This window comes from Clostridium sp. SM-530-WT-3G (genome assembly GCF_012843905.1).
Classification (GTDB): Bacteria; Bacillota; Clostridia; order Clostridiales; family Clostridiaceae; genus Clostridium.
Genome location: NZ_JABAGC010000038.1, coordinates 1 through 26,226, shown reverse-complemented (window position 1 = coordinate 26,226; position 26,226 = coordinate 1). Strand labels below are relative to the sequence as shown.

At 30.6% G+C, this 26,226-nt stretch carries 22 protein-coding genes; 20 read left to right on the top strand and 2 right to left on the bottom strand.

The genetic code is table 11. From position 1 onward, the window contains the following. Complete coding sequence (gene trxA, locus HF850_RS12385) at window positions 1–321, top strand: thioredoxin (protein ID WP_169105756.1); 321 nt, start codon at window positions 1–3, stop codon at window positions 319–321. Window positions 322–332: 11 nt separating this feature from the next. Continuing rightward, window positions 333–1,202 (top strand): NAD(P)/FAD-dependent oxidoreductase, encoded by an 870-nt coding sequence (locus HF850_RS12380; protein WP_169105764.1) that lies wholly within the window; start codon window positions 333–335, stop codon window positions 1,200–1,202. A gap of 44 nt (window positions 1,203–1,246) precedes the next feature. On the opposite strand, the gene HF850_RS12375 is transcribed toward HF850_RS12380, so the two are convergent. Beyond that, complete coding sequence (locus HF850_RS12375) at window positions 1,247–2,275, bottom strand: branched-chain amino acid aminotransferase (RefSeq protein WP_169105755.1); 1,029 nt, start codon at window positions 2,273–2,275, stop codon at window positions 1,247–1,249. A 220-nt stretch (window positions 2,276–2,495) separates the two neighbouring features. Continuing rightward, window positions 2,496–4,397, bottom strand: coding sequence for an NAD(+) synthase (locus HF850_RS12370; RefSeq protein WP_169105754.1), 1,902 nt, complete (start codon window positions 4,395–4,397; stop codon window positions 2,496–2,498). A gap of 352 nt (window positions 4,398–4,749) precedes the next feature. Between HF850_RS12370 and HF850_RS12365 the strand changes: the two genes are divergently transcribed. The 18 genes from HF850_RS12365 to purD all read left to right on the top strand — a co-directional run bounded on the left by HF850_RS12365 (window position 4,750) and on the right by purD (window position 25,928). Then, window positions 4,750–5,178 carry an NfeD family protein gene (locus tag HF850_RS12365; protein ID WP_169105753.1) on the top strand — a complete coding sequence of 143 codons (429 nt, stop codon included), beginning with the start codon at window positions 4,750–4,752 and terminating at the stop codon, window positions 5,176–5,178. Window positions 5,179–5,220: 42 nt separating this feature from the next. Next, window positions 5,221–6,165 (top strand): SPFH domain-containing protein, encoded by a 945-nt coding sequence (locus HF850_RS12360; RefSeq protein WP_169105752.1) that lies wholly within the window; start codon window positions 5,221–5,223, stop codon window positions 6,163–6,165. Window positions 6,166–6,489: 324 nt separating this feature from the next. Next, window positions 6,490–7,749: a dicarboxylate/amino acid:cation symporter gene (locus HF850_RS12355; RefSeq protein ID WP_169105751.1), complete on the top strand. Its 1,260-nt coding sequence runs from the start codon at window positions 6,490–6,492 to the stop codon at window positions 7,747–7,749. Window positions 7,750–7,893: 144 nt separating this feature from the next. After that, a complete protein-coding gene (locus tag HF850_RS12350) occupies window positions 7,894–8,421 on the top strand; it encodes a hypothetical protein (RefSeq protein WP_169105750.1) in 528 nt (175 codons plus the stop codon). A gap of 170 nt (window positions 8,422–8,591) precedes the next feature. Further along, window positions 8,592–9,425 carry an amino acid ABC transporter substrate-binding protein gene (locus HF850_RS12345; protein WP_169105749.1) on the top strand — a complete coding sequence of 278 codons (834 nt, stop codon included), beginning with the start codon at window positions 8,592–8,594 and terminating at the stop codon, window positions 9,423–9,425. 35 nt (window positions 9,426–9,460) lie between these two features. Continuing rightward, window positions 9,461–10,102: an amino acid ABC transporter permease gene (locus HF850_RS12340; RefSeq protein WP_169105748.1), complete on the top strand. Its 642-nt coding sequence runs from the start codon at window positions 9,461–9,463 to the stop codon at window positions 10,100–10,102. A gap of 14 nt (window positions 10,103–10,116) precedes the next feature. Beyond that, complete coding sequence (locus HF850_RS12335) at window positions 10,117–10,794, top strand: amino acid ABC transporter ATP-binding protein (RefSeq protein WP_169105747.1); 678 nt, start codon at window positions 10,117–10,119, stop codon at window positions 10,792–10,794. A gap of 156 nt (window positions 10,795–10,950) precedes the next feature. Beyond that, window positions 10,951–11,118: a zinc-ribbon domain-containing protein gene (locus HF850_RS12330; RefSeq protein ID WP_169105746.1), complete on the top strand. Its 168-nt coding sequence runs from the start codon at window positions 10,951–10,953 to the stop codon at window positions 11,116–11,118. A 95-nt stretch (window positions 11,119–11,213) separates the two neighbouring features. Then, complete coding sequence (locus HF850_RS12325) at window positions 11,214–12,473, top strand: chloride channel protein (RefSeq protein ID WP_169105745.1); 1,260 nt, start codon at window positions 11,214–11,216, stop codon at window positions 12,471–12,473. Between the two features lie 322 nt (window positions 12,474–12,795). Beyond that, complete coding sequence (locus HF850_RS12320; protein ID WP_169105744.1) at window positions 12,796–14,307, top strand: glycoside hydrolase 43 family protein; 1,512 nt, start codon at window positions 12,796–12,798, stop codon at window positions 14,305–14,307. A gap of 360 nt (window positions 14,308–14,667) precedes the next feature. Further along, the gene (locus HF850_RS12315; protein ID WP_169105743.1) at window positions 14,668–18,414 is read left to right on the top strand and encodes a phosphoribosylformylglycinamidine synthase; all 3,747 of its coding nucleotides are present in this window, start codon (window positions 14,668–14,670) and stop codon (window positions 18,412–18,414) included. A gap of 243 nt (window positions 18,415–18,657) precedes the next feature. Then, window positions 18,658–19,137, top strand: a complete 480-nt coding sequence (purE, locus tag HF850_RS12310; RefSeq protein ID WP_169105742.1) for a 5-(carboxyamino)imidazole ribonucleotide mutase — start codon at window positions 18,658–18,660, stop codon at window positions 19,135–19,137. Next, window positions 19,137–19,844 (top strand): phosphoribosylaminoimidazolesuccinocarboxamide synthase, encoded by a 708-nt coding sequence (gene purC / locus HF850_RS12305; RefSeq protein ID WP_169105741.1) that lies wholly within the window; start codon window positions 19,137–19,139, stop codon window positions 19,842–19,844. Before purE ends, purC begins: the two co-directional genes overlap by 1 nt. A 124-nt stretch (window positions 19,845–19,968) precedes the next feature. Then, window positions 19,969–21,384 (top strand): amidophosphoribosyltransferase, encoded by a 1,416-nt coding sequence (gene purF, locus HF850_RS12300; RefSeq protein WP_169105740.1) that lies wholly within the window; start codon window positions 19,969–19,971, stop codon window positions 21,382–21,384. Window positions 21,385–21,399: 15 nt separating this feature from the next. After that, window positions 21,400–22,401 carry a phosphoribosylformylglycinamidine cyclo-ligase gene (gene purM / locus HF850_RS12295; protein WP_169105739.1) on the top strand — a complete coding sequence of 334 codons (1,002 nt, stop codon included), beginning with the start codon at window positions 21,400–21,402 and terminating at the stop codon, window positions 22,399–22,401. Beyond that, the gene (purN, locus tag HF850_RS12290; protein WP_169105738.1) at window positions 22,389–23,003 is read left to right on the top strand and encodes a phosphoribosylglycinamide formyltransferase; all 615 of its coding nucleotides are present in this window, start codon (window positions 22,389–22,391) and stop codon (window positions 23,001–23,003) included. The genes purM and purN overlap by 13 nt, the downstream gene beginning before the upstream one ends. A gap of 26 nt (window positions 23,004–23,029) precedes the next feature. After that, complete coding sequence (purH, locus tag HF850_RS12285) at window positions 23,030–24,538, top strand: bifunctional phosphoribosylaminoimidazolecarboxamide formyltransferase/IMP cyclohydrolase (protein WP_169105737.1); 1,509 nt, start codon at window positions 23,030–23,032, stop codon at window positions 24,536–24,538. Window positions 24,539–24,677: 139 nt separating this feature from the next. After that, complete coding sequence (gene purD, locus HF850_RS12280) at window positions 24,678–25,928, top strand: phosphoribosylamine--glycine ligase (RefSeq protein WP_169105736.1); 1,251 nt, start codon at window positions 24,678–24,680, stop codon at window positions 25,926–25,928. Window positions 25,929–26,226 lie beyond the last annotated feature (298 nt).

Below are 26,226 nucleotides of genomic sequence, written 5' to 3'. Positions count from 1 at the left end.
ATGATATCGCATATAAGTGATAGTAACTTTAGACAAGAAGTATTATTTGAAAAAGGGTTAGTTATGGTTGATTTTTCGGCACAATGGTGTATGCCATGTAAAATGCTTCATCATGTTTTGGAAAGAATATCCAATAAAAATAATCAAGTGAAAATTGTTGATATAGATGTAGATGAAAGTCCGAGAATATCAGATAAATATGGTATAAGTAATCTTCCAACAATTTTGTTTTTTAAAGATGGAAGGCATGTGGATGAAGTAGTAGGATTTGTGCCAGAAGACTATATAGAAGATATTATAGAAGAAAACCTACAAAGGTGATTTCTATGAGTTTGAAAGAATTATATGATATTGCCATAATTGGCAGTGGTCCAGCAGGTTTGTCAGCAGCATTAAATGCTAAAATAAGAAATAAGAAATTTATTATTTTAGGTAATTGTAATTTGAGTTCGAAATTAGAAAAAGCCCCTAGAGTAAATAATTATTTGGGCTTTTATGATATATCAGGTGAACAGCTTAGAATGAAATTTTTAAATCATATAGAAAATATGAACATTAAGATTAATGAAGAGGTAATTAATGCTGTATATTCATTGGGTGATTATTTTGCTGTTATGTCAAATGATAAGTGCTATAAATCAAAAACTTTGATATTGGCTACAGGAATTGAATTTACTAAGCCCATTGAAGGTGAAAAAAATTTTCTTGGTAAAGGTGTAGGATATTGTGCTACATGTGATGCTCAATTATATAAAGATAAAATTGTAACTATTATTTCATATAATAAGTTAGGTATAAGGGATGCAGAGTATGTAAGCGAAATAGCTAAGATGGTTAATTATATTCCCATGTATAGTGAAGATTATGATTTAGATTCAAATGTGGAAAATATAAAAATTATTAAAGACAAGCCGATTAAGATAGTAGGAGAAAAGAAAGTCGAAAGGTTGTTACTTCAAGAAACTATATTAGATACAGATGGTGTGTTTTTATTAAAAGATAGTGTATCACCCAATGAATTAGTTCCAGGTCTAAAAATGATAAATAATCATATTGAGGTTGATAGGATGATGAGAACCAATATTCCTGGATGCCTTGCGGCTGGAGATTGTGTGGGTGCACCGTATCAGTTTATAAAAGCAGCAGGTGAGGGTAATATAGCAGCTTTGAGTGCAGTATCTTATTTAGATAGATTAAAATAAGAATGGGTATGAAATAAGTTTCATACCCATTCTCTTTAAAATAATTATTTTACTTCGTAAATCCATCCTTCTGGAGCCTCAACATCACCTAATTGAATTCCGTAAAGAGTATCATATAGTTTTTTGATTACTGGTCCTACTTCAGTTTCACTGTGGAATATATATCTCTTATCCTTGTAATCTATAGCCCCAATTGGAGTTATAACAGCAGCAGTACCACATGCACCTGCTTCTGCAAATTCATCTAATTTGTCTACAAATACTTCTCTTTCATATACTGGCATATTTAAATAATGTTCAGCAAGGTAAAGCAAAGAATACTTGGTTATACTTGGTAGAATAGATGATGATTTTGGTGTGACAAATTCACCTTTTTTAGTAATACCAATAAAGTTGGCTGCACCGACTTCATCGATTTTAGTATGAGTTGCAGGATCAAGATATATGCAATCTGCATATCCGCCTTCAGCAGCTTTTTTATGAGCTTCAAGAGAAGCAGCATAGTTACCACCAACTTTTTGTTTACCAGTTCCTTTTGGCGCAGCTCTATCAAATTCATCTTGAACTACGAAATTACAAGGTTTTAATCCTCCTGAGAAGTATGGGCCAACTGGCATACAGAAAACTGTGAATATATATTCAGTAGCAGGTTTAACACCTATATTATCTCCAACACCCATTATAATAGGTCTGATATATAAAGTAGCACCGGTTCCGTAAGGTGGTACATAATCTATATTTGCTTTTACAGTCTGCATAACTGCGTCTATAAATTTCTCTTCAGGAACATTTGGCATAAGTAATCTATCACAGCTATCATTCATACGAGCAGCATTTCTATCAGGTCTGAATAATTGAACTTTACCTTCTTTAGTTCTATATGCTTTTAATCCTTCAAAACAGCTTTGTCCATAATGAAGAACTGGAGAAGCTTCACTTATATGAAGTATATTATCTGTTGAAAGTTTTCCGTCATCCCATTTACCATCTTTCCAATGTGAAATATAACGATATTCAGTTTTTATGTAGTTGAAACCTAATTTGCCCCAATCAATATCAATTTTTTTCCCCATTTTTATTCCTCCCAATCTATGTGGCTTATTGCCAAAATATTTATTATTATATATTGTAACACTGCCTTGTGGAAAATTCTATAATTTATTTAAAATTAGTTGTATAATGGTAAGATATTAAATATATTTTGATGAATATTATAAAATAAAAGAAACAGCCATAAAATATTATAAAAGATTTTACGACTGTTTATTAAAGTTTTAAATTTAGTTTTTTATTTTACCATGGCTGAGCATCAGATGGCATTCTGAAATCTCCTCTTGGACTTAAAGAAATACTTCCTACTTTTGGTCCATCAGGAAGGGCACTTCTCTTAAACTGTTGAGTAAAAAATCTATACATAAATTTATCAAGCCATTTTTTTATTTCTTCTTCGCTATATTCATTTTTAAAAGCTGCTTTTGCTAAAAATTCAATTCTTTCTTTTGTAGAACCATTTTTTATAAAATGATACAAGAAGAAATCATGAAGCTCATAAGGACCGACGATATCTTCAGTTTTTTGTGCTATTTCACCGTTATTGTCTTTAGGTAGAAGTTCAGGACTTACTGGAGTATCTAATATGTCCATAAGAGTATCGCTTACTATTTTATTTGATTCATTTTGAGCAACATATTTTACAAGATATCTAACTAAAGTTTTTGGAATAGAAGGATTAACTGAATACATAGACATATGATCGCCGTTATATGTACACCAGCCAAGCGCAAGTTCTGACAAGTCTCCTGTGCCTATTAGTAATCCACCTTCCTTATTGGCTAAATCCATTAATATTTGTGTTCTTTCTCTAGCTTGAACATTCTCGTATGTAACATCATGAATATCTTTATCGTGACCAATATCTTTAAAGTGCTGAAGCGATGCTTTTACAATATTGATTTCTCTAAGGTCGGTACCAAGTTCTTTACATAAATCTAAAGCATTTTTGTATGTTCTATCAGTTGTTCCAAAACCAGGCATAGTTATTGTAATTATATTTTTTCTATCTAAGCCTAATAGCTCAAAAGTTTTTACTATTACTAGCAGTGCTAAGGTTGAATCAAGTCCTCCTGAAATCCCAACTACAGCTTTATTTAAATGTGTGTGCTCTAATCTTTTTGCTAAACTTGAAGCTTGAATATTAAATATTTCTCTGCATCTTATATCTCTTTCATGTTCATTTGAAGGTACAAAAGGATGCTTATCTATATATCTATCAAAATTTTTTATTTCATTAGTGCTAAATTCAAAGTTTATAAAACTTGGTTTCTTATTTTTGTTAATAAGATTTGAAGAATCTCTAAAGCTTAAGTTTTTCATTCTTTCAGACTTTAATCTAAAAACATCAACATAGCTATATATAACTTCATTATCTCTTTGGAATCTTTGATTTTCTTTAAGCATAGATCCATTTTCGCTTATTAATAAATGTCCACTGAATAAAACATCTGTAGTGGATTCATGAACACCAGCAGAAGAATAAACATAGCTGCACATTGTTCTTGCACTTTGATTAGAAATTAAACTTCTTCTATAATCAGCTTTGCTTACAAGTTCATTTGATGCAGATAGGTTTCCAATTATATGTGCACCCATTAATGCTAAATATGAACTTGGAGGAACTGTAACCCATAAGTCTTCGCATATTTCGAATCCAAAGTTAGCAATATTAGAAGAGAAAATTAAGTTTGTTCCAAAAGGTATATTTTTTTGGAATGGCAAATCAAGAGTGTAATCTTGAACATTAACACCTTCAGTAAACCAACGTTTTTCATAAAATTCACTATAATTAGGTATAAAGGATTTTGGAACTACACCTAAAATAGTTCCTTTGAATAATATTACAGCACAGTTGTAAAGGATACTTCCTTTTAAAATAGGAGCACCTACTGCAATTAGCATATCTTTTTCTTTAGTATTTTCAACTATTGTTTTAATACCATCTACAGCTTTCTTTAAAAGATAATCTTGAAGAAATAAATCTCCACATGTATAAGATGTTATTGAAAGTTCAGGAAAGACGATAAATTTGCTGTCTTTTTTTTCGGCATCATCTATACATTTCAGTATATTAAGGACATTGTAATCTACATCACTTACCCTTGTGACAGGGCATGCAGATGCGACTTTGATAAAATCCATTTTATCACTCCTTTATTTATTGATTTATATATATTTTTTGAATAATAAAAAAATATATCCTGTCTTATATAGGATAAGATATATGTCTATAGATTTTATAGTAATATTTTTATTAATTACCGTCAACAATTTGGAATTTACATAATAATGAAAGAAAAGTGGAGGAAATTAGAGATAAAGGTGTAAATACTATATAAAAGGTAATTAAAAACTTATAAAAGAATAAAAAAGAACTTGAAAAGAAATTTTTAAAAACTTATAATACCTTTAAAGGAAAAAAACTTATTTTATTCTTAAAATTTTGAATATATGTTTGAAATTTTAGTATAATTTTAATAAGGAGGGGAAGCGTATGGGGGCAGTAATATTTTGGCTTATTACAGGAGGTATTGCTTTTGCAATAGATATACTAACGAGTAATTTTTGTTTTATACTTCTAGCAGTTGGTTCCATTGCAGCATCCATTGGAGCAGGATTTGGATTTGAAATTACAATTCAGGTAATAATTTATGCAGTGGTAAATATAATATCCGTATCTATAGGATATCCCTGGCTTAAGAAAAAATATAAAAAAATGTGTAAAAGAACACCTCTTATGGAGGAAACATACATAGGAAAAGTTTTTGAAGCAGATAAAGAAATAAAGGATAAGGCCCAGATTAAGGTGGGAGGAGAATATTGGACAGCAATTAATAATGGTGAAATAATAAAAGTTGGAGAGAAATTTCAAATTATAGGTATTGACGGTATAAAACTTGTTATAAAAAAATATACACATTAATTACAATAAAATTATATTGTTTAAATTAAGGAGGAAATTATTATGATACCATCAATTATTTTAGGAGTATTATTGTTAATAATAATAGCAGTAATACTATCATCAATTAAAATTGTTAATACAGGTTATTTATACGTAGTAGAAAGATTTGGTCAATTTAATAAAGTATTAGAACCAGGCTGGCATTTTATAATTCCTTTCATTGATTTTGTAAGAAAGAAAATATCAACAAAACAACAGATTTTAGATGTACCACCACAATCAGTTATTACAAAGGACAATGTAAAGATTAGTGTTGATAACGTAATATTTTATAAGGTTTTAAATCCAAGAGATGCAGTTTACAACATTGAAGATTTCCAAGCAGGTATAGTTTACTCTGCAACAACAAATATAAGAAATATAATTGGTAATATGACATTAGATGAAGTTTTATCTGGTAGAGATACAATTAATCAAGATCTTTTAACTATTATTGATGAAGTAACTGATGCTTATGGAATCAAAATATTATCTGTTGAAATTAAAAATATTGTTCCACCTGCTGAAATACAACAAGCAATGGAAAAACAAATGAAGGCAGAAAGAGATAAGAGAGCTATGATTCTTCAAGCAGAAGGGTTAAGACAATCTCAAATTGAAAAAGCTGAAGGTGAAAAGAAGTCTCAAATCTTAAAGGCAGAAGCAGAAAAAGAAGCTAATATAAGAAGAGCTGAAGGTTTAAGAGAATCTCAGTTACTTGAAGCTGAAGGTAAAGCTAAAGCTATTGAACAGATTGCAAAGGCAGAAGCAGAAGCTATAATGAAGGTTAACCAAGCTATTATTGAGTCTGGAACTGATGAAAGAGTAATTGCTTTGAAACAAGTTGAAGCTCTTAAGGAAATGGCTAATAACCCAGCTAATAAGCTTATATTACCTAATGAAACATTATCATCACTTGGTAGTATAGCAGCTATTGGAGAAATGCTTAAAAAATCTGAAAATTAATTAATGATACTAGTATAAAGAAAGTAAAGGTAATAGATAGATTTTATAATCTATCTATTACCTTTTTGTGTTTTAAAAAGTACAAAAGTGTTGATGGCTGGAGAATTGAATGTGTTAATTTAATCCAAATAATGAAGTTTTTTAAGTGCAATAATTCAAAATTGAACTTGCAGCAAATATTTTTGGATGCCAATAAATGAGGTAAATAAAAGAATTAAACTAAAAAATTATTGATAAAAAACTTTTGTTATGATATAAATAAAGTATAAAAATGCAAGAAAAAATATTTTTAATTCATTTAACGAAGAAAATTGGGGGTACGTTATGAAAAGAAAATTAGGATTGACAACAAAAATATTTATAGGATTAATACTTGGAGCAATTTGTGGAATTATTTTATATAATGTTCCAGAAAGTTATTTTAGAGATACATTTCTAATTGGGGGAGTGTTTAAAGTTGTAGGTAAAGGCTTTTTAAGAGCTATGCAAATGCTTGTTGTTCCACTTGTATTCTGTTCTCTTGTTTGTGGAAGTATGGCTATTGGAGATACTAAAAAACTTGGACGAGTTGGTGTGAAAACAATGATGTTTTATATTGCTACTACAGCAATAGCTATATCAATAGCTATAGGAATAGGTAAGGTTATAAACCCAGGAGTAGGGCTTGATATGTCAAGTATACAAGTTGTGGAGACTACAGTAAATGAATCAAAACCTTTATCAGATGTATTATTAGATATAATTCCAACAAATCCAATTAATTCTTTGGCGAGTGGAAACATGCTACAAATAATTGTATTTGCATTATTAGTAGGTATAATTCTAGCTACAATGAAGGAAAAGGGAAAAGCAGTTGCAACATTTTTTGCACAGTTTAATGAAATAATGATGAATATGACAATGATAGTAATGAAAGCAGCTCCTGTTGGGGTATTTTGTTTGATTGCTACAACATTCTCAAATATAGGGTGGAGTGCTTTTGCACCAATGTTAAAATATATCTTTGCAGTAATGCTTGCTTTAGCAGTACAATGTTTAGTTACATACATGATGATGTTAAAGGGATTTGCAAAGCTTAGTCCTAAGATATTCTTAAAGAAGTTTACAACAGTTATGAGTTTCGCATTTTCAACTGCATCATCAAATGCAACAATACCATTATCTATAGAGACATTAGATGGTAAGATTGGTGTTTCAGAAAAAATATCATCATTTACAGTTCCACTTGGAGCAACAATAAATATGGATGGTACAGCTATAATGCAAGGGGTTGCTGTTGTGTTTGTAGCTCAAGCATTTGGAATACATTTAGGTATTAATGAATATATTACAGTAATACTTACTGCAACTTTGGCATCAATAGGTACAGCAGGAGTTCCAGGTGTTGGACTTATAACATTATCAATGGTATTTAATTCAGTAGGATTACCAGTTGAAGGTATCGGATTAATTATGGGAATTGATAGAATATTAGATATGACTAGAACTGCAGTGAATGTTACTGGAGATGCAGTATGTACAACAATAGTAGCAAAACAAGAAGGTGAATTTAATGAAGAAATATTTCTTGCTGCAGAAGTTTAAAAAGATATAAATATAGGATTATATATAAGTGAAGCATAAGCAATATTAACATAAGTTCATTATACCGAATTTGTATAGATTGAATTATAGAGCAAAAAGTATTAATATATACTTGTCGGTATAAAATGAGCTGAGGTGAAAAGATTGAAGAGAAAATTATTAGGTTTAGCAATATGCGCAGTAGCATCAACACTTAGTTTTTCCATATCTGGATGCAGTAAAATTGAATTACAAGATGATTATATACTTCAAATTAATCAGAGCGAAGCAACTGATTTATCAAATGATAAAATAGATGAAGTATTTGATTCAGAAAAAGTATCTGAACTTATGGATAAGTTAAAAACTATGCCAGCTGATATAGCTGATAAGTTAGATGATGGTGATAGTGAAACTGCAGACAAGGTAAAAGAGTTAACTGATAAGGTAGATGAACTTACTGATAAGATAAATGAACTAGATCTTAGTGGTAAGAGTGATGATATAAAATCAAAAGTTGATGAAATATCAGATAAACTTGATGAATTAGAAGATAAAGCAGATGATGTTAAAGATAGAATTGATGATTTTAAAGACCCAATTGATAAGGAAAAAATAACGGATACTGTAGATGAATTTGAATCTCAGATTGATGACCTACAAAGTGCATTAAATAGACTTGGAAACCAATAATAATGATTGCTAGTATGATTGAATTTTCATGCTGGCAATTATTTTTTAGTAAATTATGAGTTGTTTGGTCAATTTTTATATGCGAATATTAAAATGAGATAAAACTACTTGACTGTAACGCTTTAGTATAGTAAAGTAATAAATAAGGAAAGCAGATAGGGGGAAAAGCAATGAGTATAAGCAGATTAATAAAAAAAGTAGCAACTATTGGGGTAGTGGCTGTTATGGGAGTAAGTATGATTGGGTGTGGAAGTTCTAATAAAGCATCATCTAATTCAAATAATTCAAAAAAATATATGGATAAAGAAGAATTAATTGTAGGGATGGATGATACATTTGTTCCAATGGGATTTAAAGATGAAAATGGACAATTAGAAGGATTTGATGTTGAACTTGCTAAAGCTGTAGGGGAAAAACTTGATAAGAAGGTTAAATTTCAACCAATAGACTGGAGTATGAAAGAAACAGAATTAGACGGTGGAAATATAGATTTAATATGGAATGGATATTCCATAAATAATGAAAGAAAAGAAAAGGTTCAATTTTCAAATCCATATTTAAATAATACACAGATAATAGTAACACTTGCAAATTCAGATATAAATTCGAAAGCAGATTTAAAAGGTAAAAAGGTTGGAGCACAGAATGAATCTACAGCTGTAGATGCTGTAGAAGCTGAAAAAGATGTAATGGATACTTTTGTAGGAGGAAAACTTATTACATTTGAAGATAATAATCAAGCATTAATGGATTTAGAAGCGGGAAGACTTGATGCCATCGTTGTTGATGAAATTATGGCTAGATATTATATAAAAGAGAGAGGCGAAAATAAATATAAGATATTAAGTGATAATTTTGGAGATGAACAATATGGTGTAGGCATGAGAAAAGGAGATGCTGAATTTACAGAGGCTTTCAATTCTGCATTGAGTATGGTAATTGAAGATGGAACAGCAGGAGAAATATCGAAAAAGTGGTTTGGTGAAGATATTGTTTTAAAATAATTATTGTATAGAAATTAATGGACGGAGGAGTGACTTTGAATTATATATTAGAACTTATGCCACAAGTATTAGATGGGCTTAAGGTGACGCTGGAAGTTTTTGCTGTGACTTTGATTATATCAATTCCATTAGGAATTGTAGTAGCTTTAATGAGAACATCTAAATCTTTTATTTTGAGTAAATTAAGCGGTTTGTATGTACTTATAATGAGAGGTACTCCTTTATTGCTGCAAATAACGGTTATATTTTTTGGATTACCATTAGTGGGAATATCATTTGATAGATTTACTGCAGCAATTATAGCTTTTAGTTTGAATTATGCAGCTTATTTTGGAGAAATATTCAGAAGTGGTATTCAATCTATTGATGATGGACAAATTGAAGGTGCTGAAGTTTTAGGATTAACAAAGAAAGATACATTATTAAGAATTATACTTCCTCAAGCATTTAAAACAGTCCTTCCACCAGTAGCTAATGAAATAACTACTCTTGTTAAAGATACATCACTTGTGTATATAGTAGGATTAGATGAACTTCTTAAAGTGGGTAAAATAGCATCAAATAGAGATGTTTCATTATTGCCTCTTCTAGTGGTGGGAGCTGTTTATTTAATAATAATAGGTATATTTAGTGGAGTTTTAAAGAGAATTGAAAAGAAATACGACTATTACAAGTAAAGGTGGTGTTATTCATGCTTAAAATTAGAAATGTTAAAAAGAGATTTGGAGATACTGAAGTACTAAAAGGGATTGATTTAGATATAAAAAGTGGAGAAATATTAGTTGTAGTAGGTAATTCAGGTGGAGGTAAAACAACTTTACTAAGATGTGTGAATGCACTTGAATATTGTGATAATGGAGATATTGAAATCAATGGAAAAGTGTTATGTAAAGGCGGTAAATATGTTGATAAAAAGACAATAAGAAAATTAAGAAAAGATATAGGATTAGTATTTCAGAGCTTTAATTTATTTCCGCATATGACTGTTATAGAGAATCTTATAGAAGCACCTCGAAGAGTACTTGGTATCCCAAAAGATGAGGCCATAAAAAGGGCAGAAGAGACTCTTGGCTTTTTAGGGTTATTGAACAAAAAGGACAATTATCCATTTCAATTATCTGGAGGACAACGACAAAGAGTTGCAATAGGAAGGGCTCTTATACTAGAACCTAAGATAATGTGTTTTGATGAACCAACATCTGCACTTGACCCAGGACTTACCAATGAAGTGGCGTCATTAATAAAGAGTTTAAGTGGAAAAGGTATGAGCATGATGATAATAACACATGATATGGAATTTGCTAAAAATGTAGCTGATAGAATAGTTTCTATGAATCTGGGAAAACTTGAAAACCGTTTAATCTTTTAGGATTAATTGTAATAAATAGTATTGAAATATAAATAAAAGTATGATATTCTTAATAAGTAAGATAATTCAAGATTTAATCAATACTCGAAATTGGCCTCTGTTTCAGAGATTAGTTAAGTATAAGGTTACAATCTTTGAAAAGGGAGGATTTTTATAATGGAAGATAAGACTTTAGTATGTAAAGACTGTGGAAAAGAATTCATTTTCTCAGTTGGAGAACAAGAATTCTACAAAGAAAAAGGATTTGATAACGATCCAGTTAGATGTCCAGAATGTAGAAAAGCTAGAAAAGCTCAAAGAAACAACAGAAACTTTGATAGATAGTAGCAATTAGTGGTCATAAGATTTTTTTCTTATGGCCTTTATTTTTTGTAAATGTTTAATTTCTTATGTATAAAACATTAGGATGAGGTGATTTTGTGGAAGAAGTTATTAGTAAGAGATTAAGTGTGATACGTAGATATAATACGATATTTATAAAATGGGTTTTGATTTCAGCATTTACAGGAATTGTTGGTGGAACTGTAGGAAGTTTGTTTCATTTAAGTGTTGAGTGGGCTACAGAGTATCGTATAAACCATGGAAATATTCTGTATTTTCTTCCTTTTGCTGGTCTAGCAATAATTTTCTTATATAATTTATCACATGCTCATAATGAAGCAGGAACAAATTTAGTAATAGACTCAGTAAGAAAAGATGGAGAAGTACCAACCAGTATGGCACCACTTATTTTTATAAGTACAGTGATTACACAATTATTTGGTGGATCTGCAGGTAGAGAAGGTGCAGCACTTCAACTTGGAGGAAGTATTGGTTCAAGAATTGGAAAAATTATAGGGTTAGATGAAAAAGATATGCATCTTGTAACTATCTGTGGGATGAGTAGTGTGTTTTCAGCTCTTTTTGGTACTCCGCTTACTGCAACATTTTTTGCAATGGAAGTTATTAGTATAGGAATTATACATTACTCGAGTTTTATTCCATGTATTGTAGCATCTATAGTTGCATATAGAATATCACTTCTTTTTAAGCTTAAACCTGTAAGATATACTTTACAGGTAATACCTGAATTTAATGCAGAAAATATTATAAAGGTTGTAGTGTTAGCTATGTTATGTGCAGTTGTAAGCATAATCTTCTGTGAAGCATTACATAAAACAAATTTTTTATTCAGTAAATATATAAAAAATAAATATCTTAGAGTCTTTATAGGAGGGACTATTATTGTAATACTTACACTACTAGTAGGAAGTAGAGATTATAATGGTGCAGGTATGAATATAATAGATGATGCTATAAATGGAAAGGCTAAAACGATGGCATTTCTTTTGAAAATAATATTTACAGCAATCACTATAGAATCAGGATATAAAGGTGGAGAAATAGTACCAACATTTTTTGTGGGTGCTACATTTGGATGTGTTGTGGGAGGATTTCTAGGATTAGACCCTGGGTTTGGCGCAGCTGTAGGTCTTGTTTCATTATTCTGTGGAGTAGCAAATACTCTTATTACATCCATAATATTAAGTATAGAACTTTTTGGTGCTCAGGATATAGTTTTATTCTCAATTGTGTGTGGAGTTAGTTATACACTGTCTGGATATTATGGTTTATATAGTAGTCAAAAAATAGTTTATTCAAAACTTAGATCAGAGTATATAAATAGAAGTGCAAAATAGATTTTATATAACAAATTTAAATTGATTAACTTTTATAAATTATCTTAGAAACTTTTCGAATTGTATCTTAATTTAAGATTATATGATTATAATTTACACTAAGATTTACTCTATAATATTTTGTGTATTACAGTAGTATATTCATACAATTTAATTAAAAGTATGAATATTAAAAATAATAAATATATAAATATAGAAAGTATTTCAAAGTCTACTTCTGTAAACTTTGAAATATTTTTTATTAAATTCTGAAATATATTGAATGTAAAAAAATGTAAAGGTATAATTAATATGAAAATATTAAATTTATGGGGGGATTTAAATGTATAACGTAATCTATTCGGATATTCCTGACTTAGATATTATAAGAGTTAATGATGTGTACTATATGACTAGTACTACAATGCATATGAATCCAGGTGTACCAATAATGAAATCTAAGGATTTAATTAAGTGGGATATTATTAATTATGTATACGATATCTTAGAAAGAGATGATAAACAGGAGCTTAGAAATGGAAAATATGAATATGGAAAAGGATCTTGGGCAAGCAGTATTAAATTTGATGGTGAATATTTTTATGTTGAATTTAGTTCTCATAGTGCTGGAGAATCTGGTAAGACATATATATACCAGACGCAGGATATAGAAAATGGACCTTGGGTAAGATCTGAATTTGATGGCGTTTATCGAGATGCTGCATTTTTTATAGATGATGATGAAAAAATATATCTTGTTTATGGGGGTGGAGATATTTATATTACAGAAATAGAGCATATTACATCTGATAAGAATTCAGGATTTAGAATAAAAGAAAATGGAATTAATAAAAAGATTATAGATAATGCTAATAGTGCAGATAAAGAATGGAAAGGCGAGGGTCTTGTAGCTGAAGGAACTCACATTCAAAAGATTAATGATAAATATTATATTTTTAATATTATGTGGCCTAAAGATAGTGTAAGAAGTCAAATTGTTCATAGAGCAGATAAAATAGATGGTGAATATGAAAGCAGAGTATTGTTAAAAGAAAGCACTACAGATGGAATAGCACAGGGTGGTCTCATAGATTCAAAAGATGGAAAGTGGTATGCTTTTTTGTTTGAGGATTATGGAGCAGTAGGACGTATACCTTTTATAATTCCTGTAAAATGGGAAGATGGATGGCCTGTTATTGAAGATGATTCTAAAGATATAAATTTTGTAAGCTCAGATTTTTACCATGGATTTATTAGAAGTGATAATTTTGATGAAGATGAACTTAACAAAGTATGGCAATGGAATCATAATCCAGATAATTCAAGCTGGTCACTAAAGGATAGAAAAGGATTTTTAAGGCTAAAAAATAGCAAGATAAGCAAAAGTATTCATGATGCTAAAAATACATTAACTCAAAGAACATATGGGCCTCAATGTAGTGGAAGTATAGCTATTGATATTAAAAATATGAAAGATGGAGATTATGCAGGAATATCAGCATTTCAAAATCATTATGGATTTGTAGGAGTGAATATTAGTAATAATAAGAAGTATGTAGTTATGGAAAAAGGTATTAATGGCAGTACTGAAGAGATAAGTAGAGTAAATATACAAACTAATACAGTGTATCTAAGAGTAGATTTTAATTTTAAAAATCAAATTGATGAAGCGTATTTTTATTATAGTATTGATGGATTAGTATGGAATAGAATAGGAGAAACTATAGAGCTAAAATATGACTTGTCACATTTTATGGGATACCGTTTTGCCTTATTTAATTATGCTACAAAATATAAAGGTGGATATGCAGATTTTGATCATTTTGCAGTTTCAGATGAAATATTAAATTTATAATAAAAAGGCAGCAGTAAGTGCTGCCTTTTTATTATGAAAATACTAAGACAATATTCTACATAATTTATATTATTTTATGAGATTATTAAATAAAGTTTTATTATATTAATATTTGTGATTATATTTAAGAGTGTGATGGAATAAAATAACTATATCGAACTATAAAAACATTTCAATAGAATAAAATTCGTAAAAATGACACGAAACATAAAAAATAACATAAAATTAATTGACAATATACGGATTGAATGGTAATCTTAAAATGAAGTTACGAAAGATAATTTGATAATGATAAAAAATATTCGCATTACAAAGAGGTAATGTTCAAGCTGAATTTCATAAGATTTTGGAGGAATCGAAATGTCAAATGTTAGAATCGTGTTTGTTGAGAAAAAACAAGGGTTTAATGTAGAAGCTCAAAGTTTATTGAAAGATTTTAAAGAAAACTTAGGCATAGCTAACTTAGAAAATGTAAGATTAGTAAATAAATATATTATTCCAGAAATAAATGAAGAATATTATAAAAAGTCGTTACACACAATTTTCTCAGAGTTAACTGTGGACAAAGTTTATGAATCTGATTTACCAATTAGCCAAGGAGAAGTAGCTTTTGGCGTTGAATATTTGCCAGGTCAATATGATCAAAGAGCTGACTCGGCTTCTGAATGTTTATCTCTTTTAACAGCCGAAGATAAAATAGAAATCAAATCTGCAAAAATTATTATTTTAAAAGGAAACCTTTTAAAAGGCGAAATTGAAAAAATCAAAGACTACTATATAAATCCAGTAGATTCAAGAGAAGTGGATATAAAGAGTACTGATTTATCACAAGCGCCAAGCATACCTAAAGACGTTCAAATCTTAAACGGATTTATCAATAAAGATGTTAATGAATTAAAAGAATTCCACAAAGAGTTAGGTCTAGCAATGAGTATTGATGACCTTGTTATGATACAAGATTATTTTAAGGAAGAAAAAAGAGAACCTACTATAACTGAAATTAAAGTTATAGATACTTACTGGTCAGATCACTGTAGACACACAACTTTTTCAACTGTATTAGAAGATGTACATATAGAAGAAGGTACTTATACAGCACCAATAAGGACAAGCTATGATAAATATTTAAAGGCAAGAGAATTTGTTTACGGAGATAAACAAAAAAATAAAACTCTTATGGACATTGCTGTTATTGCAATGAAGGAGCTTAGAAAAAGAGGAAAACTTGAAGCTTTAGATATTTCAGAAGAAATCAATGCATGTTCAATCAATGTAAAAGTTGAAACTAATAAAGGTACTGAAGATTACCTTGTAATGTTTAAGAATGAAACACATAACCACCCAACTGAAATAGAACCATTTGGTGGAGCTGCTACATGTCTTGGTGGAGCAATAAGAGATCCATTATCAGGTAGAACTTACGTATATCAAGCTATGAGAGTTACTGGAGCTGCAGATCCAATAGTACCAGTTGAAGATACTTTAGAAGGAAAACTTCCTCAAAGAAAAATCGTTCTTGGAGCAGCTCATGGATATAGCTCATATGGTAATCAAATAGGACTAGCAACAGGACAGGTTCAAGAATTATATCATCCAAACTACATGGCTAAAAGAATGGAAGTTGGAGCAGTTATAGCTGCTGCACCAAAGGAAAATGTAGTAAGAGAAGAACCATCTCTTGGTGATGTAATAATCTTACTTGGTGGAAGAACAGGAAGAGATGGTGTTGGTGGAGCTACAGGTTCATCAAAGGAACATACTGTTGATTCATTAAGTGAATGTGGAGCAGAAGTTCAAAAAGGTAATGCACCTACAGAAAGAAAACTTCAAAGATTATTTAGAAATCCTAAAGTAGCAAAAATGATTAAGAGATGTAACGACTTTGGAGCTGGTGGAGTTTCAGTTGCTATAGGAGAACTTTGCAGAGGATTAGATATAGATTTAGATAAGGTAACTAAGAAATATGAAGGTTTAGATGGAACAGAATTAGCTGTTTCGGAATCTCAAGAAAGAATGGCTGTTGTAGTTACTAAGGAAAATGCTGATGAATTCATCAGACTTTCAAATGAAGAAAACTTAGAAGCTACATTAGTTGCAAATGTTACTGATACAGATAGATTAAGACTTTACTGGAGAGGAAAGAACATAGTTGACTTAAAGAGAACTTTCCTAGATACAAACGGAGCTACTCAAAAAACTGAAGTAACTGTTAAAAATCCAGTAGTTTATCCATATGAAGTAAAAGACGTTAATGTAAAAGATGAATGGGTAAATAATTTAAAGAAATTAAATGTTGCATCACAACAAGGATTAAGTGAAAGATTCGATGCAACAATAGGTGGCGGAACTGTTCTTATGCCATTCGGTGGTAAGTATCAAAAAACTCCACAAGATGGTATGGCAGCTAAAATACCAGTATTAAATGGTGAAAGTAAAGAAGCTTCTATAATGACATTTGGATGCAATCCTGAACTTGGAACATGGAGTCCATATCATATGGCATATTATGCTGTAATTGAAAGTGTAACAAAGCTTGCATGTATGGGTGGAAACTTCAGAAAAGCTTATTTAACATTCCAAGAGTACTTTGAAAAACTAGGAAAAGATTCTTCAAGATGGGGTAAACCATTTGCAGCATTACTTGGAGCATATGAAGTACAAATGGCTCTTGAAATTGCAGCTATAGGTGGTAAAGATTCAATGTCAGGAAGCTTTGGAGATTTAGACGTACCTCCAACACTTGTTTCATTTGCAGTAGGAGTTGAAAAAGCAGCAAAAGTTGTATCTGCTGAATTTAAAGAAGCTGGATCAAAATTAGTAATGCTTTTAACTGAAAAGAATGAAGATGGAACAATTAATATAGAAAAATATAAAAAGAATTTAGACGTTTTATATAGATTAAGCCAAGAAGGAAAAGTACTTGCAGCATCTGCTCTTAAATATGGTGGAGCATCAGAAGCTATAACTAAGATGGCTCTAGGAAATAAGATTGGTGCAGAAGTAGAAAACTTAACTAAGGAAGAATTATTCGGATTCAACTATGGATGTGCAATTCTTGAAGTTAAGAGTGATGTAAATGTAGCAGATGAATTTAAAGAATGTTTATATAAAGAAATCGGTAAGACAATAGGAAAAGCTTCTATCGTAAGTAGAGAATATGACATGGATTTAGATTTAAGTGATTTACAAACTGCTTATGAAGAAAAATTAACTAAGGTTTATGAAATTAAGACTGATGATGTAAATGAAAAAGTTGAAACACCACTATTTGAAGCTAAATCTTATGCATCACCTAAGATTAAAATAGCTAAGCCAAAGGTTGTTATTCCAGTATTCCCAGGAAACAACTGTGAATATGACTGTGCAAGAGCATTTGAAAAACAAGGCGCTGAAGTTTCACAAGTAGTATTTAGAAATATTACTAAGGAAGCACTAAATGATTCAATTGAAAGATTAGCAAAAGAAATTGATAGTGCACAAATACTTATGATTCCAGGAGGATTCTCAGCAGGGGATGAGCCAGATGGATCAGGTAAATTCATTGCTAATGCATTAAGAAATGAAAGAATAGCAAATTCAGTAATGGAACTTCTTAAAAATAGAGATGGACTAGCTCTTGGTATATGTAACGGCTTCCAAGCATTAATCAAATTAGGATTAGTACCTTATGGTGAAATCGTAGATATTAAGGAAGATATGGCTACATTAACTTATAACAATATAAACAGACATATGTCTTCAATAGTTAGAACTAGAGTTACATCAAATAAATCACCATGGTTTAGTGAAGTAAAAGCTGGAGATATTCATTCAGTAGCAATTTCACATGGTGAAGGTAGATTTGTTGCACCAGAAAGCTTAATTAAAGAATTAATAGCAAATGGACAAGTAGCAACTCAATATGTTGATTTAGAAGGAAATGTATCACTTAACATGCCATTCAATCCAAATGGATCTATGTTTGGTATAGAAGGTATTACAAGTCCAGATGGAAGAGTACTTGGTAAAATGGGTCACTCAGAAAGAGTTGGAGAAAATGTTTATAAGAATATTCCAGGAGACTTTGACCAAAAGATATTTGAATCAGGAGTTAAATATTTCAAATAGATAAGTGAGAGTCCAAATCTTTGATTTGTTTTCTCGAACTTAGCTAACATAATAAAAAAATAACAGTTAACAAGTAACAGTTGATAGTTAACAGTTTAGGATGAAATTCCTACAGAATTTCTTAAAATATATTTTACTGATTGGTTAAATGTTAGTAAAGAATTGTGAAAAGGTGCTGAAGAAAGGTGAGAAGGATCATCTTTCTTCAGAAAAGATAGATTACGAAAGGAAGTTTTTCTTAAGATGGAAGTAGCAATATTTTTCGGTAGTAAATCTGATACTGAAGTTATGAGAGGAGCAGCTAATGCTTTAAAGGAATTTGGAATTACATATAAAGCATTTGTTCTTTCAGCTCATAGAGTACCAGAAAAATTAGAAGAAATTATAGCAGAAGTTGAAAAAGAAGGGTGTAAGGTAATAATTGCAGGAGCAGGACTTGCAGCACATTTACCAGGAGTAATAGCTTCTAAAACCATTTTGCCTGTAATAGGTATACCAGTTAAGGCTGCACTTGAAGGAGTAGATGCACTTTACTCAATAGTTCAAATGCCTAAGTCAATTCCAGTAGCAACTGTAGGAATTAATAACAGTTACAATGCAGGAATGTTAGCAGTACAGATGTTATCAGTTAATAATGAAGAACTTAAAAATAAATTAATAGAATTTAGAACAAATATGAAGAAAAAATTTATTGAAGATAATGCTGAAGGAGTGGAATTATAATGGAAATGAAAGAAATGTTATATGAAGGAAAAGCTAAGAAAGTATATGCTACTGACAATAAAGATGAGGTTGTAATCTACTACAAAGATGATGCAACAGCATTCAATGGTGAAAAGAAAGGTCAAATACATGATAAAGGAGTTATGAACAACAAAATTACTTCAATTCTTTTTGAACAATTAGAAAAACAAGGAATAAAAACTCACTTTATTAAAAAGTTAAGCGATAGAGAACAATTATGTAAGAAAGTTGAAATAGTACCTCTTGAAGTAATTGTAAGAAATGTGGCTGCAGGATCTATGGCTAAGAGATTAGGTCTTAAAGAAGGAACACCATTAAAGACTACAGTATTTGAATTTTCATATAAAAATGATGAATTAGGTGATCCATTAATAAATAGATATCATGCTGTAGGTATTGGAGCAGCAACTTTTGAAGAAATAGATACAATCTTAGATATGACAGCTAAAATAAACAATATTTTAAAGGATGCATTTGCAAAAGAAAATATTAACTTAATCGACTTTAAGATAGAATTTGGCAAGACTTCAGATGGAACTATAGTTTTAGCTGATGAAATTTCACCTGATACTTGTAGATTCTGGGATGCTACTACAGGAGAAAAATTAGATAAGGATAGATTTAGAAGAGATTTAGGTAATGTTGAAGATGCGTATATCGAAATCTTAAAGAGAATTTCTAAATAATAATTTAATATTAAAACTGTTTAGGAAATCTAAAATTATGTCACATAGAACCTAACGTTTATGTAGGTTCTAATGTGTCCTGTATTAATCTTTAAAAGAAATTATAAGTGAGAGGATAGAGTTCATGACAAAAACGGATTTTGAATTAATTATGGATCCAAGTTTGGAAAAATTTAAGGATGAATGTGGAGTCTTTGGTGTTTATACAAACAAGGAAAAAACTGTTGATGTTGCAGCAATTACTTATTATGGACTTTATGCACTTCAGCATAGGGGGCAAGAAAGTGCTGGAATTGCAGTTGCTAATGGAGAAAAAATTGATGCGCATAAAGGATTAGGACTTATAACAGATGCTTTTAAGCATGATGATTTGAAAAAATTAAAAGGTCATATTGCTGTTGGACATGTTAGATATTCAACTGCAGGTGGTAAAGGAATAGAGAATGCTCAGCCAATAGTTACTACATCTAAAATTGGCTCTATAGCTATGGCTCACAATGGAAACTTAGTAAATGATAATGTTATAAGAGAATTATTAGAAGATGCTGGACAAATATTTCATACTTCAATAGATTCAGAAGTAATAGCTTGCCTTATTGCAAGAAGTGCTAAAAAGGGACTTACTAAAGCAGTTATTGATGCAATGTCAGCTGTAAGAGGTTCATTTGCACTTGTAATCATGTCACAAGATAAACTTATAGGAGCTAGAGATCCTCATGGTATAAGACCACTTTCACTAGGGAAAATTGATGAAGGATATATTCTTACTTCTGAGAGCTGTGCATTAGATGCAATAGGGGCTGAACTTGTTCGTGATATAGAACCAGGAGAAATAGTTGTTATTGATGATGAGGGTGTTCATTCATATAGATATTCAGAAAATACTCAATGCCAAACATGTGCATTTGAATATATATATTTTGCAAGACCTGATTCAAAAATAGATGGACTAGATGTTCATACAACAAGAGTACAAGCTGGAATGCAGCTTTATAAGGAACATCCAATAAAAGCCGATCTTGTTGTAGCTGTACCGGATTCAGGAATACCAGCAGCGATAGGATATGCTAAGGCGTCTGGAATTCCATATGATACAGGTTTTATAAAGAACAGATATGTTGGAAGAACATTTATTACTCCTTCTCAGGAAATAAGAGAAAGAGCAGTTGCTGTTAAATTAAATCCTTTAAAAGTAAATCTTGAAGGAAAGAGCATAGTTCTTATTGATGATTCAATTGTAAGAGGAACTACATCAAAACATTTGATTGATTCGCTTAGAAAAGCTGGAGTAAAGGAAATTAATTTCTTAATAGCTTCGCCTGGAGTTAAATATCCATGTTATTTTGGAATTGATACACCATACAGAAGTGAGCTTATTGCTGCAAATCATAGTGTAGAACAAATAAGAGATTTAATTGGAGCAGATTATCTTGGATATTTAAGTGAAGATGGCGTAAAAGCAAGTTGTGGTGGTAAAGATGGTCTTTGTATGGGATGCTTTAATGGAGTTTATCCTGTTGCAGCACCAGTTGAAGAATAGAGGAGGAGTATAAATATGACTACATATAAAGAAGCAGGCGTTAATATAGAAGAAGGATACAGAAGTGTAAAATTAATTAAGGAATATGCAGCAAAAACAATGAGCAAGTATGTTTTAAATGGGCTTGGAAGTTTTGCTGGAATGGTTGAAATACCAGAGGGATATAAAAAGCCAGTTCTTGTTTCAGGTACAGATGGTGTAGGAACTAAGCTTGAAATAGCATTTAAAAATAGAAAATACGATACTGTTGGTATTGACTGTGTTGCTATGTGTGTAAATGATATTTTATGCCATGGAGCCAAACCATTATTTTTCCTTGATTACATTGCATGTGGAAAACTTGAAGCTGAAGTATCTTCAGATTTAGTAAAGGGTGTTGCAGATGGATGTCTTGAGTCTGAATGTGCATTAATTGGTGGAGAAACTGCTGAAATGCCAGGATTTTATGATGAAGGTGAATATGATATAGCTGGATTTGCAGTAGGAGTTGCAGATAAAGATAAGATAATTGATGGAAGCAAAATTGAGGTCGGAAATAAGTTAATAGGAATTGCTTCATCTGGAATTCACTCTAATGGATATTCATTAGTAAGAAAATTATTCCCAGATTTAAATGAAGATTTTAATGGAGAACCTGTATGGAAAACATTACTTACTCCAACTAAGATTTATGTTAAACCTGTTCTTAAATTATTAGAAAAGTTTGATATTAAGGGAATGGCTCATGTAACAGGTGGAGGATTTATTGAAAATGTTCCAAGAATGTTTAATGGAAGAGAATTAACTGCAGAGATTAAGAAGGATTCTTATCCAGTACCACCTATATTCCATAAGATAGTTGAAAAAGGCGTAGAAAAAGATCATATGTATAATACATTCAATATGGGAATCGGGTTTGTTATGGCTGTTGATGAAAAAGATTCACACGATATAATACACGCATTAGAAGAAATGGGAGAAAAAGCATATGAAATAGGCTGTGTTACAGCTGGAGGTGAAGGAGTTTGTTTAAGATAGCAGTATTAGCCTCTGGTGGTGGAACAGATTTTCAATCTATTATAGATGCTGTGGAAAGCAAATATTTAAATGTGAAAATAGAAATGCTTATAGCAAGTAAAGATGGGATTTATGCACTTGAAAGAGCTAAAAAGCATGGAATTAAAACTTATGTAGTCTCAAGAAAAGAATTTGGAAAACAATCTAGTGATAAGATTCTTGAACTTGTAAAGGGAAAGGTAGACTTAATAGTTCTTGCAGGTTTCTTATCAATATTAGATGGAGAAATACTAAAAGAATTTGAAAATAGAATTATAAATATACATCCATCATTAATTCCTTCATTTTGCGGTCCAGGAATGTATGGATTAAAAGTGCATGAAGCAGTAGTAAATAGTGGGGCTAAATATTCGGGATGCACTGTACATTTTGTAAATGGAGATGTTGATGGAGGAGCAATTCTTCTTCAAGATGCAGTGCCTGTTTACTTTGAAGATGATGCTGAAACTCTTCAAAAGAGAATTTTAGAAAAAGAGCATAAACTTTTACCAAAAGCAATAAAGTTAATAAGCGAAGGAAAAGTAAAATTTGTAAATGGAAAAACAAAGATTATAGAAAATTAGGGTTATAAGTGGAGGGTTAGTTTTTCATGAAAAAAAGAGCTTTAATAAGTGTATTTGATAAAGATGGTGTTTTAGATTTTGCTAAATTTTTAGTTTCTAAGGATGTTGAAATAGTATCAACAGGTGGAACTTATAGATATTTAAAAGAAAATGGAATAGATGTAATTGAAATTAATGAAGTTACTAATTTTCCAGAAATGCTTGACGGAAGAGTTAAAACACTTCATCCATTAGTTCATGCTGGAATATTAGCTATAAGAGGTAATGAAGAACATATGAATACTTTAAAAGAAAGAGATATTCATACTATAGACTATGTTGTAGTTAATTTATATCCATTCTTTGAAAAAGTAAAAGAAGATCTATCTTTTGAAGAAAAAGTTGAATTTATAGATATTGGTGGTCCTACAATGCTTAGAGCTGCAGCTAAGAACTTCCAAGATGTTGTGGTTATTTCTAATAAAGAAGATTACAGCAAAGTAATGGACGAAATAAATGAAAATGGTGAAGTAAGCTATAAATTTAAAAAGAAATTAGCAGGAAAAGTATTCAACCTTATGAGTGCATATGATGCAGCTATTTCTAACTTTATGTTAGCTGATGACGAAGAAGAATATCCAGAGTATTTATCAGTTTCTTATAAGAAAATGCAAGGTCTTAGATACGGTGAAAATTCACATCAAACTGCAGCTGTATATGCTTCAACAATGCTTGATGGAGCTATGAATACATTTGAAACATTAAATGGAAAAGAACTTTCTTACAATAATTTCAAAGACGTTGATATAGCTTGGAAATGCGCTAATGAATTTGATGAACCAGCATGTTGTGCATTAAAGCATAATACACCATGTGGAGTGGCTGTAGGTAATGATTCATATGAAGCTTATACTAAAGCATATGAAGTAGATCCAACTTCAATTTTTGGTGGTATAGTTGGATTTAACAGAAAAGTGGATAAAGCTACTGCTGAAGAAATGGTTAAAATATTCTTAGAAGTTATAGCTGCGCCAGATTATGATGATGATGCTCTAGAAATATTAAAAACTAAAAAGAACTTAAGAGTTCTTAAGTTCCACAATGCTCCTAAAGCAGAAAAATATATGGTTACAGTTGATGGTGCTATGCTTATTCAAGAAGAAGATAAGAAACTTATTGATGAAATAAAGGTAGTTACTGAAAAAGCACCTACTGATGAAGAGATGAAAGATTTATTATTTGGAATGAAGGTAGTTAAATATGTTAAATCTAATGCAATAGTTACAGCTCATAATGGTGTTGCTGTAGGTATTGGTGGTGGGCAAGTTAATAGAATTTGGCCAGCAAAAGACGCTTTAGCAAGAGGAAAGGGTGCTACAATTTTAGCTTCAGATGCATTCTTCCCATTTAGAGATATTGTTGATGAAGCTGCTAAATATGGAATTAAAGCAATAGTTCAACCAGGTGGATCTATAAGGGATCAAGAATCAATTGATGCTTGTAATGAGCATGGAATATCAATGATTTTCACAGGATATAGACATTTTAAACACTAATATTATGTGATTAGAGAATTAAGGGCTCTACGAGATTTTTTAAAAGATATTTTAAATATTATTTTAGAATTTCTTGTAGAGACATTTTCTTTTAGTATTTATGTAGTAATTAACTTAAATCAGAAGGGATGATTATAATATGAAAATTCTTTTAATTGGTTCAGGTGGTAGAGAACATGCATTAGCATGGAAGATGGCTCAAAGTTCAAAGGTAGAAAAGATATATGTAGCTCCAGGAAATGGTGGAACTGCTGTTTGTAATAAATGTGAAAATATTAATTTAACAGAAATTAGTGATTTAATTAAATTTGCTAAAAATGAGGTTATTGACCTTACTGTAGTAGGACCAGAAGATCCATTGACTGAGGGTATTGTTAACGAATTTAAGAAAGAGGGGCTAAAGATATTTGGACCAGCTAAAAATGGAGCAATGCTTGAAGGTAGTAAGAGTTTTTCAAAAGATTTTATGAAAAAATATGGTGTTAGAACTGCAGAATATGCTACATTTACAGATGTGTCAAAGGCTTTGGAATATTTAAATACATGTACTTATCCAACTGTAGTTAAAGCTGATGGACTTGCAGCAGGAAAAGGCGTTATCATATGTCAGAATAAAGAAGAGGCTATTAATGCAGTAAATGAGTGTATGGTTGATGAGAAGTTTGGGAATGCTGGAAATACAATTGTAATAGAAGAATTTCTTGAAGGTGTTGAAGCATCAATTCTTTCAATAACTGATGGAAAAACTATAATTCCTTTCGTATCAGGAAAAGATCATAAACAGATTTTTGATGGAGGTAAGGGACCTAATACTGGTGGAATGGGAGTAATGGCTCCAAACCCATATGTTACAGAAGATGTAATGAAGGATTTTGAAGAAAATATAATGGCAAATACACTAAAAGGAATACGTGAAGAAAGATTTGATTTTAAGGGAATTATATTCTTTGGAATAATGATAACTAAAAAGGGTGTATATCTTTTAGAATATAATGTGAGAATGGGGGATCCTGAAACTCAATCTGTTTTATACTTAATGGAAAGTGATCTTGTTGAACTTATTGAGGCGGCACTTAGAGAAGAGTTAGATAAGGCAGAAGTAAAATGGAAGAAAGGTGTATGTATAAATGTAGTACTAGCATCTAAAGGATACCCAGGAAGCTTTACTAAAGGTTATGAAATAAATATAGATGAAAAAGTTCGTGATAAGGTATTTTTAGCTGGAGCAAAGCTAGAAGATGGAGTTTTAAAAACTAATGGTGGAAGAGTTTTATCAGTAATAGGCTGTGGAGCTGATGTTGCAGAAGCTAGAAAAGAAGCATATGACAATATTAAATATGTAAGCTTTAAGGATTCTTACTGTAGAACTGATATTGGAACATTTAAATAATATAATCAAAAGGGATTAGCTGTATTTAGCTAATTCCTTTTTGTTATAATTAAAGTTTGGCTATTCTAAATACTATTAATAAATGTATGATATAATGTATTTTTTGAGGTTATAAATATTAATAGTTAGGAGACACTTTTAAGTGAAAGATGCATGTGAGTATTTTAGAAAGCAACATAAAAAAGAAACGAATAAAAATACAGAATGTTTATGATTTTAGAGAGGCTTTTAACTGTTAAAAATAATCTATAAAAATATATAAAAATATATTTCTATTTATGATATAATCTTATTGAGG